Here is a 13,084-nt window from a genome sequence, read left to right on the forward strand (position 1 = left end):
TGAAAGACCGACGGGAAGCCAACACTTCAATTTATGCATTGCTCGCTTAGCAGCGCTGCCAGCCCATCCGCCTCTATCGGCCGACTGATGAGATACCCTTGCACCTCATCGCAGTGCTCATTCTTGAGGAATTCAAGCTGCTCGCGCCGCTCCACTCCTTCGGCCACTACCTTCAACGACAATCCGTGTGCCATGGCAATAATTGCTCGGGTAATCGCCGCATCCTCTGTGCCCTCTCCCAGGCCGCGAATGAACGCCTGATCGATCTTCACGTAATCCACCGGAATGCGCTTGAGATAGCTCAAGGATGAATAACCGGTGCCGAAATCGTCGATCGCCAGTTTCACGCCCAGATCGCGCAGTTGCTGGAAGGTCGCAATGATGTGCTCGACGCTGTCCAGCAACTGGCTTTCGGTGAGTTCAAGCTCCAGGTAATACGGTGCCAGACCGGTCTCTTCCAGCACCTGCCGCACCAGACTGACCAGCTTGCCCTGGCGCAACTGATGCACCGACAAATTAACGGATACCCGAATCGGCTCAAGTCCCAACCGTTGCCACTCACAGGCTTGCCAGCAAGCCTGGCGCAGCACGAATTCGCCGATGGGGCCGATCAGCCCGGTTTCTTCGGCCAGGCCGATAAAGTCTCCCGGCGGCACGCGGCCCATGGTCGGGTGATCCCAACGTACCAAGGCCTCGGCGGCATTCAGCTTGCCCGTGGTCAGGCACAGTTTCGGCTGGTAAAACACCTTCAACTGCTTCTCCTCAACGGCTTTACGCAGTTGGTTTTCCAGCTGCAAGCGCTCCAGCGTGCTGGCTTGCAGGCTGTCGGTGTAGAACTGAAAGTTGTTACCACCCAGGTGCTTGGCGTGTTGCATGGCCATGTTCGACTGGCTGACCAACGCGGAAATTTCCCGGGCGCTGTCCGGCAACAGACTGATGCCCATCGACGCACTGACCACCAATTCGTGCCCCTCGACGGTCACCGGCAACCGCAACTTGTTCGCCAAGCGTGTCGCCACTCGCGCCAGGCTCGACAGGTTGCCGTAGGAATTGAACAGCACGGCAAACTCGTCGCCGGACAAGCGTGCGATGGTGTCTGCTTCCGGCAACGCGTTTACCAGGCGTCGGGCCATCTTCTGCAGCAACTGATCGGCGACTTCATGACCCAGGCTGTCGTTGAGCTGCTTGAAGCGATCCAGATTGATGTGCAGCAACGCCAGACTGCGATAGCCACCCTGGCGCACCCGTTGATGCGCCTCGCTGAGCCGTTCGCGGAACATGGAGCGGTTGGCCAGGCCGGTGAGTTCGTCGTAATGGGTCAAGTAGCGCATGCGCTCTTCGGATTCACGGCGAGCCGAAAGATCCGCGAAGAAACCGACAATATGGCTCACATGTCCCCGTGTATCTCGTACGGTATTCAGCTGCAGCCATTGCGGGTACATCTCGCCGTTCTTGCGGGTTTCCACCAGTTCGCCCTGCCAGCTGCCGTGCTGTTCCAGCGCTTGATGAATCGCGGCGTAATGACGGCGAGCGTCGCGACTGCATGGCAATTCAACGACGTTGCGACCGAGCATGTCCTCGATCTCATAACCGGTCACGCGGCTGAAGGCCTGATTGATTGCGATCAAGGCGTAATTAGGATCAAGAATCACAATGCCTTCGCTGGCCGCCTCGAACACCATCGCCGCCAATTGCTGCTGCTCTTCAAGTGCCTTGCTCACGCTGATGTCGCGGCGAGTGCCGACCATGCGTATCACCCGGCCGTTTTCGGCACGCTCGACCGCCCTTCCGCGGTCCTCGATCCAGACCCAGTGACCGTCAGCGTGTCGCACGCGGTACTCGATCTGGTAATCCTCGGTGCGGCCCTTCAAGTGCTCGACCAGTGCCCTTCGAAGGGCAGGAAGATCCTCGGGATGCAGGCGTGGCTTGAGGTGGCGCAACATCGCGGTCACGTATTCCGGCTCCAGGCCGAACAGCTCCTGAATGTGTGTGTGATGGACTTCGTCGGTTTGCAGGTTCCAGTCCCACAGCCCCAGCTCACTGGCCTTCAAGGCCAGCGCCAAACGCGCCTCGCTCTTGCTCAGCGCGTGGTTGGCGGCGTCCAGCTCCAGGCTGCGCTGGGCGACACGGCTTTCCAGATCGACCTGGATTTCACGCAACTCGTCTTCGGCACGCCGGCGCTGGTCGATTTCCCTGGCCAGCTCTTTATTGAGCTGATCGCTGCGGTTTTGCGCCTGCTGCAGATGCTCGATCAGCGCCTGATTCTGGAAGCGTCGCAACAAGCCACTGTCGATCAGCCGATTGACCTGCCAGGCGACCACACTCAATGCACCCAGCAGGATCAGGCCAAACCAGCCCCACCCCTGTTCCTCCCCCCAGAACATGTAGGCAATGGCCGGCAACAGACAGGGCAAAGTGAACGACAGAAACCCCGGCAGGCTGACGGCGTAGGCCACGCTGGCCGACAGTGCCGCCGCGCCGATCAGACCGAAAACCCAGGCTTGCTGAATGAAATTGTCGGCGGGAACCAGGGCGATACCGGCGCCGGCCAGCGTCAGGCCGGTGAGGCCAGAGCCCAGCAAAAACATGCGCCGCCAGATCGGATGGGCCTGACGGTTGGGAATCGCCGAATCGAAGGCTGCAACCTGTATCACTCGCAACGCCACCAGCGACAGCAGCCAGACCAGCCAGACGGTGACCAGGAAGTAGCGCTGCGGACTCCATAGCAAGCCGGCGCAGACCAGACCGTTGATCAGCATGAACAGTGTGGGCAGCAATGAGCCCTGATACAGCAGGCGTGTGCGTTCGACCGCCATTTCCATGGCGTATTGCTTACGGATAACCCGGGGCTCCACAGTGGGGCCCGACAGGTCGGAGCTGAGGGTCATAGGCGATGTTCTTGTTCTTATAATGGTGAGCATGAGCCCGAAACGTCGACGGAGCATACACAAGCCAGTGCCCGGACCAAACTGCTTCAGATCAAAAAACAGGCAAAAGCATGGGGCACCCGACTCGACCTTACAGCCGCCAGACTAGAGCGGCCAACGCTTGCAGACGATGACTGACCGGTCGTCCCGCGCGCATCTTTCATCGGCTAAAGCAAAGGGGGGTTTGCCCGGTGTGGCGCGGCCCCCTAGAATGCCCCGATGCGCGATGATCTCTCCCTTCTGCTGAACTCCCTCAACGATGCCCAACGCCAGGCTGTAGCAGCCTCCGTGGGTCGTCAGTTGGTCCTGGCCGGAGCTGGTTCCGGTAAAACCCGAGTGCTGGTGCACCGTATCGCCTGGTTGATCCAGGTCGAAAACGCGTCGCCCCACTCCATCCTGTCGGTGACGTTCACCAACAAGGCGGCTGCCGAAATGCGCCATCGCATCGAGCAGCTGATGGGTATCAACCCGGCCGGCATGTGGGTCGGCACCTTCCACGGCCTGGCGCACCGCTTGTTGCGGGCGCACTGGCAGGAAGCCGGGCTGAGCCAGACCTTCCAGATTCTCGACAGCGATGACCAGCAACGGCTGGTCAAGCGGGTGATCCGCGAGCTGGGCCTGGACGAACAACGCTGGCCGGCCCGCCAGGCCCAGTGGTTCATCAACGGGCAGAAAGACGAAGGTCTGCGCCCGCAACACATTCAAGCCAGCGGCGATCTGTTTCTGGCGACCATGCGCAGCATCTATGAAGCCTACGAGGCCGCCTGCCTGCGCGCCGGCGTCATCGATTTCTCCGAATTGCTGCTACGCGCCCTCGACCTGTGGCGCGATCATCCAGGACTACTGGCGCATTATCAGAAACGTTTCCGGCACATTCTGGTGGACGAGTTCCAGGACACCAACGCCGTGCAGTACGCGTGGTTACGCCTGCTGGCCAAGGGTGGCGACAGCCTGATGGTGGTGGGCGATGACGATCAGTCGATCTACGGCTGGCGTGGCGCAAAAATCGAGAACATCTACCAGTATTCCGAAGACTTCCCGGATGCCGAAACCATTCGCCTGGAGCAGAACTATCGCTCCACCGCGGGCATCCTCAAGGCCGCCAACGCCTTGATCGCCAACAACACCGGGCGCTTGGGCAAGGAGCTGTGGACCGATGGCGGCGAAGGCGAAGCGATCAACCTGTACGCTGCGTTCAACGAACACGACGAAGCCCGCTACGTTGTCGAAACCATTGAAAGCGCGCTGAAAACCGGCCTGGCTCGTAGCGATATTGCGATTCTGTATCGCTCCAACGCCCAATCGCGCGTTTTGGAAGAAGCCTTGTTGCGTGAGCGCATTCCGTACCGCATCTATGGCGGTCAGCGCTTCTTCGAACGGGCAGAAATCAAGAACGCCATGGCTTATATGCGTTTGCTTGAAGGCCGTGGCAACGATGCCGCGCTGGAACGGGTGATCAACGTACCCGCCCGCGGCATCGGCGAAAAAACCGTTGAGGCGATTCGTGACCATGCGCGCCACAGCGATGTGTCGATGTGGGAAGCGATGCGCCAACTGGTGGCCAACAAGGGCCTGACCGGTCGCGCGGCCGGTGCACTCGGCGCATTCATCGAACTGATCGAGAACCTCGCGGCCAAGTGCATGGAAATGCCGCTGCACCTGATGACCCAGACGGTCATCGAGCAGTCAGGGCTTATTGCCTACCACCAAGCGGAAAAAGGCGAGAAAGGCCAGGCCCGGGTAGAAAACCTTGAGGAACTGGTCAGCGCCGCGCGCAACTTCGAAAACACTGAAGAAGACGAGGACTTGACGCCATTGGCGGCGTTCCTCGGTCACGCGTCGCTGGAGGCTGGGGATACCCAGGCCGACGAACACGAAGACAGCATTCAGCTGATGACCCTGCACAGCGCCAAAGGCCTGGAATTCCCTTATGTGTTCCTGGTGGGCATGGAAGAAGGCCTGTTCCCGCACAAGATGAGCCTGGAAGAACCCGGACGCCTTGAGGAAGAGCGTCGTCTGGCTTATGTCGGCGTCACCCGTGCCATGCAAAACCTGGTGATGACCTATGCTGAAACCCGACGCCTGTACGGCAGCGAGACCTACAACAAGGTGTCGCGCTTCGTACGCGAAGTGCCGAAAGGTCTGATCCAGGAAGTGCGGCTTTCCAACAGCGTCAGTCGTCCGTTCGGTGGCAACCAGTCGATGAGTGGCAGCAACCTATTCAGCGGCAGCGAAATCCCGCAGACCGGTTTCAGTCTCGGTCAGGCGGTACGGCATTCGGTGTTTGGCGAGGGTGTGATCCTGAACTTCGAAGGCGCCGGCGCACAGGCGCGGGTTCAGGTGAACTTCAGCGAAGGCAGCAAGTGGTTGATGCTGGGGTATGCGAAGCTGGAAGCGATCTAACAGGGGTGCTTCTGTGGGAGCGAGCCTGCTCGCGAATGAAAGCGCCCCGGACTATCTGGAAACCGTGGCGTGGCTATCGCGAGCAAGCTCGCTCCCACAGGTTCGTCTTAATTAAGGAAAAATCATGGGCTCGGGCTTTTTCTCTTCTTGGACATTCTGGGCCCTGTTGTCAGCTGCATTCGCGGCGTTGACCGCTATTTTCGCGAAGATTGGTGTCGAAAACGTCAATTCGGATTTCGCCACCCTGCTGCGAACGGTAGTGGTCCTGGTCAGCCTGGCCTTGATTTTGTACGCCACGGGCCAATATCAAGCATTAGGATCGATCTCTGCCAAAAGCTATCTGTTCCTGCTGTTATCTGGGCTGGCCACCGGCGCATCGTGGATTTGCTACTTCCGCGCCCTTAAAGTCGGCCCTGCGTCCCTGGTCGCTCCAGTGGATAAACTCAGCGTGGTACTGGTGGCTATGCTCGGCGTGTTCCTGCTGGGTGAAAAACTCGACCTGCGCCAATGGGGCGGGATCGGTCTGATCACGGCCGGGGTGGTGATGCTGGCGCTGCGACGCTAGGTATCCCTCCTACAGAACTTACCCACTTATCCTACAGACCAAAGTGAACAAGCCTTATTGCGCTGACCGAAGCTGAACCGAACCTGTCAGGCAAAAGCCCGAAACACTCTGCCGCTAGCCAGTAACACTTCAGCTGTGCAACATGGCGCGCGTGCCTTCCACAAATGGGAATTCCCTTTATGAAACGTTTTCTTAGCATCGCCATGGCGTTGTGCATCGGCCTGACGATGAGTCTCGACGTCAATGCCGCCAAGCGCTTCGGTGGTGGCAAAAGCGCAGGCGCTGCGCCGACTCACCAGACCAGCCAGATGGCTCCATCTTCTCCAGGCATGGGCGGCGCTGCGGCGACCGCTGGTGCTGCCGGTGCCGCTGGCGCCGCTGCCAAGGCCGGCGGTGCTTCGCGCTGGCTCGGCCCTCTGGCCGGCATCGCCGCCGGTGGCTTGCTGGCATCCATGTTCATGGGTGGCGGCTTCCAGGGCATGCAGATCTTCGACATCCTGATCATGGCCGTCATCGCGTTCCTGATCTTCCGCTTCATCGCCGCCCGTCGTCGCAAGCATCAGGAGCAATATGCCCCGGCTGGCCACGCACCGATGCAGCGTGAAGCGTTCGAACAAAAGCCTGCCGGCGGTTCGATTTTCGGCGGTTCGGCTGCACCCGTTGCCGCCCGTCCGGTAATCAATGCGCCAGCCTGGTTCAACGAAAGTAACTTCGTCGAAGCGGCACGCAATCACTTCCAGTCCCTGCAACAACACTGGGACGCCAACGAAATGGACAAGATTGCCGAGTTCGTCACTCCGCAAATGCTGGAATTCCTCAAGCGCGAACGTGCCGATCTGGGCGACGGCTTCCAGTCCACCTACATTGATAACCTCAATGTGCAGCTGGATGGTGTGGATGATCGCGCCGACAAGACCATCGCCACCCTGACCTTCAGCGGCGTGTCGAAAACCTCGCGTTTCGACCAGGGCGAAGTGTTCAGTGAAAGCTGGAACATGGAACGTGCCCAGGGCGAAAACCAGCCTTGGCTGGTGGCAGGTATCCGCCAGAACGGCTAATCACCCTCCACGCACGATTCGTTATAAAAAACCCCGGCTTGCCGGGGTTTTCTATTTCGCGGTTGCATCTATAGCAAGCTACTGTATAAACCGCCCCATATAAACCGCGCCATTCAAGCAAGAGGATCCCGGACGTGGAAGAAATCATCGAACAACTGCGTGAAGCCAACGAACCGGTACCGGTCCCCTTGGAGTTGCCCGACGAAGATCTGCTGGTCGAAATCGAAGAGCAACTGTTCATCGACATCCCCTTCGTCTTCAGAGAGTTTTTGCTGACCGTCAGCGACGTGGTCTACGGCAGTCTGGAGCCGGTGACAGTTACCGACCCGCAATCCCACACCTACCTGCCGGACGTTGCCGCCAACGCCTGGGACGCCGGTGTCGACCGCAGCCTGATCCCGATCTGCCAGGACGGTGACAACTACTATTGCGTCGAAGAAGACGGCACCGTGGTGTTGTGGTCCGCCGAGGAAGAACTGGTCACCGAAGAAACCTGGGAGTCGGTGTGGCACTGGGCGCGGGACGTCTGGCTGGAAAGCTGAGTCAACTGACGACCCACCGGGTCAGTGCCCTGGCGAATCCTTGTGATTGTCCAGGGTATCCAGCAACGCCACCTGCATGCGCGTGTGGACGCGGATAAACCAGCGCCACAACAGTGCAGCCACGGCGGCCGCCACCACGGCGATCAGCACCAGCAACTTGTTGGTCGGCAGAATACTGGCCGACAAGGCTGCCAATAGCAGGAAAATCACCAGCAGCGAGAGGATCGGGATCACTTCGGAGATCACCCGGCGCACTCGTTGCGTGTGGCGCCCGGCCATCTGCGGCTTGACCCCCATTTCCGCCAGCAGCATCGACAGCGCCTTGAGCTTGCGATACGCAGCAATCAAGAACGGAAGCGAGAGCAACAGCGCCCCGCCCCAGATCAAGGCTTTCTGCCAACTCGGGTCACTGATCCAGCCTTGCAGGTAAGCGGACAAGCGTTCGGCGAAGTAAGCACCCGCGAAGAAGATGGCGATCACCAACGCCAGGTTGACCCCTACTTGCAGCAAAATCCGTCGAATCATCGAGGCCAGCAATGCGCCTTCGCCCTGCGGCTGGATGCTGCGCAGCCATTCGCCATACATCCCCAACACCCGGCCCAGTCGCTGCGGCATCACCGCAGCCAACTTGATCGACAATGGGTCCGCCGCGCGGATCAAATAGGGTGTCAGCAACGTGGTGAGCACCGAAACCGCCACGGCCACCGGGTAAAGGAAGTCACTGGTAACCTGCAGGGTCATGCCCAGCGAGGCGATGATGAAGGAAAATTCGCCAATCTGCGAAAGCCCCATCCCGACGCGCAGCGAGGTGCGTCCATCATTGCCGGCGATAAAGGCACCGAGACCGCAAGACAACATCTTGCCGAGCACCACCGCTACCGTGATCACTGCGATTGGCCAGGCGTATTGCAACAGGATCATCGGGTCGAGCATCAAGCCGATCGCCACGAAGAAAATGGCGCTGAACAAATCGCGAACCGGCTCGATCAGGCGCTCGATCTTAAGCAACTGCCGGGATTCGGCCATGATCGCGCCAATCAGGAATGCGCCGAGCACCATGCTGTATTCGAGCTTGACCACCAGCAGACAGAAGCCAAAACAGAGCCCCAGCACCGTAATCAGCAACATTTCGTTGCTTTCGAACCTGGCCACATAGGCCAGCAATCGCGGCACCAGCAAAATGCCGATCACCAGCGCGACGATCATGAACAGCGAGAGCTTGCCGACGGTGGAAAACACTTCGCCTGAGCTGACCGTGCCACTGACCGCAATGCTCGACAGCAAGGCGATGATGCCGATGCCCAGGATGTCTTCAACGATCAACACACCAAAAATCAGCTGGGCAAAGCGCTGGTTCTTCATCTTCAGATCGTTGAGTGCCTTGACGATGATGGTGGTCGAGGAAATCGCCAGGATCGCGCCGAGGAACAGCGAGTCCATGGTGTTCCAGTCGAACCAGCGGCCGATTTCGTAGCCGATCCAGATCATTAGCACGATTTCCAGGAACGCTGCGATAAACGCCGTGGCGCCGACCTTGAACAGTTTGCGCAGGCTGAACTCCAGGCCCAGGCAGAACATCAGGAAAATCACCCCGAGCTCCGCCAGGGTCTTGATGGTCTCTTCGTCGTGAATCAGGCCGAACGGCGGGGTGTGCGGGCCGATGATAAAGCCGGCGACGATGTAGCCCAGCACCACCGGCTGTTTGAAGCGGTGGAAAAGCACGGTCACCACACCTGCGACCAACATGATCACTGCCAGATCCTGAATAAAACTGATGGCATGCATGGTATGTCGCTCCTTGGGTGGCTTCGCACAATCGCAGATGCGGAAAACGTCCATTCAAACAGAGTAAAAAATCCGCTTTCCGCGTAGGAGTTTTCCCTTTGGGATGGGCTTTTGCAGGGTAACACCGCGACTTCCAGCAGAAAGGCGGTGCAATATATGGAAACAGATCGATCCGGCGTGACGGCGGCTCCCCGCCTGGCGTCCCGATAACTGTTGGTTTGAAAAAACCACGCGGGCACCCGCAGAGGTGCGTCCCTCAAACCTTGCCTTGATCCGTGAGAATGCTATGGAACCCGGAAACGCCCAGCTGTCGATGACGGTATTGATGACCCCCGACATGGCCAACTTCTCTGGCAATGTTCACGGCGGTACCCTGCTCAAGTACCTCGACGAAGTCGCCTACGCCTGCGCCAGCCGCTATGCCGGCCGCTACGTGGTGACCCTGTCGGTAGACCAGGTGATTTTCCGTGAGCCGATCCATGTCGGCGAACTGGTGACCTTTCTGGCTTCGGTCAACTACACCGGGAATACCTCGATGGAGGTGGGCATCAAGGTGGTGACCGAGAACATCCGTGAGCGCTCGGTGCGCCACACCAATAGTTGCTTCTTCACCATGGTCGCGGTGGATGACCAGCGTAAACCCGCCCCGGTGCCACCTCTGCAACCGGACAACAGCGAAAGCAAACGCCGCTACATCCAGGCCCAGCAGCGTCGTCAGATTCGCCAGGAGCTGGAAAAGCGGTATCAGGAAATCAAGGGCGATGCCTGACGCGTTCGATCGTTAGATCGCTTTCGCGGGCAAGCCTCGCTCCTGCATTAGCGGGTCGCACACCAGACATGCGAACGACTCAACATTGCAGGAGCGAGGCTTGCCCGCGAAGCTTTTAGAGGCTGATCGAGGTCGCTTCGAACCGCACCCGCGGATGGGCAATCCGGTCCTGCGCCCGCACCAGTTCCAGCTCGTAGCTGGCGCAGGCCTGGGTTTCCAGCAACACCTCATGCACCGCCGACGCCGCGAATTCAAAAGCGGCCACCAGGCTGTCCCCCAGCAGCACGCGCGCGAGAAACAATCCAGAAGTCAGGTCACCAACGCCCACCGGCTGACGCGGAAACGCCAGCAGTGGACGTTGCAGATGCCAGCTGCCTTCGGCTGTCACCAGCAGCATTTCGAAGACGTCCGGTGTTTTACCCGGGTAGTCCAGATGTTTGACCAGCACCGCTTTGGGCCCGCGCGCCAAGAGCGCCCGCGCCATTGCCAGGCAATCGAACAGTGACTGTGGCTTGCGCCCGGAGAAACTGTCGAGCTCCAATTGATTCGGGCACATGAAGTCGGCCACCGCGGCGGCCTCCTCCAGCAGGAAATCGCTGACTTCCGCCGGTACGCTGCAGCCCTTTTCCGGATGGCCCATTACCGGGTCACACAGGTACAACGCCTTGGGGTTCATCGACTTGATCCGCGCCACACCCGTGAGGATGGCACGACCCTGGGCCGCGCTACCGAGGTAGCCCGACAACACCGCATCGCAATTGCCCAGCTCGCCAATGGCCGCGATGCCTTCCACCAGGTCAGGAATCTGGTGCGGGGCCAGCACGTCGCCGGCCCATTGGCCGTATTGGGTATGGTTGGAGAACTGCACGGTGTTGAGCGGCCAGACATTCACACCGACCCGCTGCATCGGGAAAACTGCGGCACTGTTGCCAGCGTGACCAAACACCACGTGGGACTGGATAGCGAGCAAATGGGGCGTACGTTTCATGCGGTGAGTTTCCGTAAAACGATTGAAATTCAAGCAGCGCAGTATGCGACTAAACACAGCCTGTACGACAGACCGGCGACGCAGTTAAGCTGACACTCTCTAGTTGGAGCGCCCTGTCGATGCTGACCCTTGGAAATATATTCGTGCTGATGCTGCTGGCCACTGCTGGCGCCTGGCTGTGGCACAACCACGGATTGCGTGAACGTGCGCTGGAGCGGGTCAAGCAGCATTGCAGCAACCTCGGAATCGAGCTGCTGGATGGTAACGTGGCGCTGAAAAAAATCGCATTCATCAAGGATGCCAGCGGTCGGCGGCGCCTGGCCCGTGTGTATGACTTCGAATTCACCGTGACCGGCGAAACCCGGCATAACGGCACCATCACCCAGTTCGGCCCCCACAGTGCGCAGATCGAGCTGGCGCCCTACCCGATGCCGTTCGACGAAACACCTCCCGTCGCCGATGTGGTCAAGCCAAGCGCCAATGTGATCGAGCTGAGCCATTGGCGGCAGGAACATAACAAATGGCGGCCATGACAATGGAGGTCATCCGTTAAATCCATTCGTGGGCAAGCCCGCTCCCGCACTTAACCCCTGTCGGGCACACATTTTGTGTTCACAGGGGATCCACTGTGGGAGCGGGCTTGCTCGCGAAGAGGCCTTCAGCATCAACACGCAAACCCGCTAGCTCGACTGAACCCTGCATCCCGCCAAACCGTTACGCAGTGAATCAACCTCCTGCGGCTCACTGAAAATCAGTTCAAGCCGCGAATCCTGCCGCCACTCACTCGGCTGCCATTCAACCTTCGAGTTATCCACTGCATTCGCCGATATCCACCCATCGACACTGTGGATAACCAGTTTCGCCCGCAGCCAGGCAAGACTTCCAAGCCATCGGGCAACAAGCACCGCATCGAATATCTGGCTCGGATGCCAGCGCCAGCCAATGCTCCAGCCGCCCTGCTGTTCCTGACTCAAGCAGATCGGCTGTGTCGGATCAGTCCAGATTGCCGGGACCTGTGCCAGTCCCTTGGGCACGACCAGGTTATCCACACCCGCCACGCCCCGCGCGGCCAAACCGGGTAATTCGCTCAACGGTAACGTCGCTTGTTGCGTCCAATACAACGGACGCTCCGGTAGCTGCATGGCGAGGCGCTGGCGATCGGCCTCATTGAGGTTTTCCGATTTGTTCAGCAACAGCAGTCCGGCACCGTTCAACGCTTCCTGTTGTGCCTGCGGCAGCGTCTTGCCGGCCGCGAGCGCCTGAGCGTCCAGCACCAGTACACAAGGCAGTACGCTTAGTACACCTTGCCAGGGCGCTTCACTCAATTGCCTGAGCAACTGCACCGGATGCCCCAGCCCGGACGGCTCGATGAACAGGCGGTCCGGCCGCGCCTTGCGCAGCAATCGGCCAAGCCCGATCTGAAACGGCGCGCCGTTGACGCAACACAAACACCCCCCGGCCACTTCCCCCAGTGCGATACCATCGGTATCGCGGGTGAGCAGCGCAGCGTCCAGGCCGATTTGGCCGAACTCGTTGATCAATACCGCCCAGCGCTCACCGTCCGGGCGTTGCGCCAGCAGGTGCTTGATCAGGCTGGTCTTGCCCGCCCCCAACGGACCGGCAATGACATGGGTGGGAATGTTCTGCAACATGATCGAGGATTTCTGAGGAGATAAAGATGCGGTGGATGGGATTGTCGTTACTGCTAGCGCTTGTTTGCGGCGAGGCGCTGGCCCAAGCCTGCGTCGTCCATAGCCAGGCGGAGCGGCTTGACGTGAAAGTCTGTCAGCAGAACCGCAACATCCCGGAAAAATTGTTCGCCGATGGTTTCTGCCAGCCAAACCTGGTCGGGCAGAAAGTCGAGGTGCAATACGTCGATCAATGCCCCGGCGGGGCATTCGGCGTGTGCAGCAACGCCCAGGTTGCCAATATGCCTTACCGGCAAGATATTCACTATTATGGCGTAGCCACGGATACGGCGTATCTGAAGCCGTTTTGCGAAGCCCAGAGCCAGGGAACCTGGCTCAAACCTTGAACCGCAAAGTCA

The 13,084-nt window shown here is 59.5% G+C and carries 11 protein-coding genes; 7 read left to right on the forward strand and 4 right to left on the reverse strand.

The window, feature by feature from the left end:
* Positions 1-26 precede the first annotated feature (26 nt).
* Positions 27-2,888 carry an EAL domain-containing protein gene (locus tag LAB08_RS29950; RefSeq protein WP_096514164.1) on the reverse strand — a complete coding sequence of 954 codons (2,862 nt, stop codon included), beginning with the start codon at positions 2,886-2,888 and terminating at the stop codon, positions 27-29.
* A 258-nt stretch (positions 2,889-3,146) separates the two neighbouring features.
* Here LAB08_RS29950 and uvrD point away from each other — a divergent pair, with 258 nt between their 5' ends.
* The 4 genes from uvrD to LAB08_RS29970 all read left to right on the forward strand — a co-directional run bounded on the left by uvrD (position 3,147) and on the right by LAB08_RS29970 (position 7,495).
* On the forward strand, positions 3,147-5,330 hold the full coding sequence (uvrD, locus tag LAB08_RS29955; protein ID WP_096514163.1) for a DNA helicase II: 2,184 nt from the start codon (positions 3,147-3,149) through the stop codon (positions 5,328-5,330).
* A gap of 124 nt (positions 5,331-5,454) precedes the next feature.
* Positions 5,455-5,895 carry an EamA family transporter gene (locus tag LAB08_RS29960; protein ID WP_096514162.1) on the forward strand — a complete coding sequence of 147 codons (441 nt, stop codon included), beginning with the start codon at positions 5,455-5,457 and terminating at the stop codon, positions 5,893-5,895.
* Between the two features lie 179 nt (positions 5,896-6,074).
* On the forward strand, positions 6,075-6,953 hold the full coding sequence (locus LAB08_RS29965; RefSeq protein ID WP_096514161.1) for a Tim44 domain-containing protein: 879 nt from the start codon (positions 6,075-6,077) through the stop codon (positions 6,951-6,953).
* Between the two features lie 134 nt (positions 6,954-7,087).
* Positions 7,088-7,495: an SMI1/KNR4 family protein gene (locus tag LAB08_RS29970; protein WP_096514160.1), complete on the forward strand. Its 408-nt coding sequence runs from the start codon at positions 7,088-7,090 to the stop codon at positions 7,493-7,495.
* 21 nt (positions 7,496-7,516) lie between these two features.
* Here the strand turns inward: LAB08_RS29970 and LAB08_RS29975 are convergent, their stop codons facing one another.
* Positions 7,517-9,280, reverse strand: a complete 1,764-nt coding sequence (locus LAB08_RS29975; RefSeq protein ID WP_096514159.1) for a cation:proton antiporter — start codon at positions 9,278-9,280, stop codon at positions 7,517-7,519.
* Positions 9,281-9,566: 286 nt separating this feature from the next.
* On the opposite strand from LAB08_RS29975, the gene LAB08_RS29980 reads away from it, so the two are divergent.
* On the forward strand, positions 9,567-10,049 hold the full coding sequence (locus tag LAB08_RS29980) for an acyl-CoA thioesterase (protein ID WP_096514158.1): 483 nt from the start codon (positions 9,567-9,569) through the stop codon (positions 10,047-10,049).
* A gap of 115 nt (positions 10,050-10,164) precedes the next feature.
* Here LAB08_RS29980 and pdxY read toward each other — a convergent pair whose 3' ends face one another.
* Complete coding sequence (gene pdxY, locus LAB08_RS29985; protein WP_096514157.1) at positions 10,165-11,037, reverse strand: pyridoxal kinase PdxY; 873 nt, start codon at positions 11,035-11,037, stop codon at positions 10,165-10,167.
* 119 nt (positions 11,038-11,156) lie between these two features.
* Between pdxY and LAB08_RS29990 the strand changes: the two genes are divergently transcribed.
* On the forward strand, positions 11,157-11,570 hold the full coding sequence (locus LAB08_RS29990; protein ID WP_096514156.1) for a DUF3301 domain-containing protein: 414 nt from the start codon (positions 11,157-11,159) through the stop codon (positions 11,568-11,570).
* 147 nt (positions 11,571-11,717) lie between these two features.
* On the opposite strand, the gene LAB08_RS29995 is transcribed toward LAB08_RS29990, so the two are convergent.
* Entirely contained in the window at positions 11,718-12,689 is a 972-nt protein-coding gene (locus LAB08_RS29995; RefSeq protein ID WP_096514155.1) for a CobW family GTP-binding protein, read from the reverse strand.
* A 26-nt stretch (positions 12,690-12,715) separates the two neighbouring features.
* On the opposite strand from LAB08_RS29995, the gene LAB08_RS30000 reads away from it, so the two are divergent.
* A complete protein-coding gene (locus LAB08_RS30000) occupies positions 12,716-13,072 on the forward strand; it encodes an NADH:ubiquinone oxidoreductase (RefSeq protein WP_096514154.1) in 357 nt (118 codons plus the stop codon).
* Positions 13,073-13,084 lie beyond the last annotated feature (12 nt).

This window comes from Pseudomonas izuensis, from assembly GCF_002356535.2.
Taxonomy (GTDB): domain Bacteria; phylum Pseudomonadota; class Gammaproteobacteria; order Pseudomonadales; family Pseudomonadaceae; genus Aquipseudomonas; species Aquipseudomonas izuensis.

Bases quoted from the DNA above. Each gene is read 5' to 3' on its own strand.
- LAB08_RS29950 (WP_096514164.1), bottom strand. From the start codon at position 2,888: ATGACCCTCAGCTCCGACCTGTCGGGCCCCACTGTGGAGCCCCGGGTT.
- uvrD (WP_096514163.1), top strand. From the start codon at position 3,147: ATGCGCGATGATCTCTCCCTTCTGCTGAACTCCCTCAACGATGCCCAA.
- LAB08_RS29960 (WP_096514162.1), top strand. From the start codon at position 5,455: ATGGGCTCGGGCTTTTTCTCTTCTTGGACATTCTGGGCCCTGTTGTCA.
- LAB08_RS29965 (WP_096514161.1), top strand. From the start codon at position 6,075: ATGAAACGTTTTCTTAGCATCGCCATGGCGTTGTGCATCGGCCTGACG.
- LAB08_RS29975 (WP_096514159.1), bottom strand. From the start codon at position 9,280: ATGCATGCCATCAGTTTTATTCAGGATCTGGCAGTGATCATGTTGGTC.
- LAB08_RS29980 (WP_096514158.1), top strand. From the start codon at position 9,567: ATGGAACCCGGAAACGCCCAGCTGTCGATGACGGTATTGATGACCCCC.
- pdxY (WP_096514157.1), bottom strand. From the start codon at position 11,037: ATGAAACGTACGCCCCATTTGCTCGCTATCCAGTCCCACGTGGTGTTT.
- LAB08_RS29990 (WP_096514156.1), top strand. From the start codon at position 11,157: ATGCTGACCCTTGGAAATATATTCGTGCTGATGCTGCTGGCCACTGCT.
- LAB08_RS29995 (WP_096514155.1), bottom strand. From the start codon at position 12,689: ATGTTGCAGAACATTCCCACCCATGTCATTGCCGGTCCGTTGGGGGCG.
- LAB08_RS30000 (WP_096514154.1), top strand. From the start codon at position 12,716: ATGCGGTGGATGGGATTGTCGTTACTGCTAGCGCTTGTTTGCGGCGAG.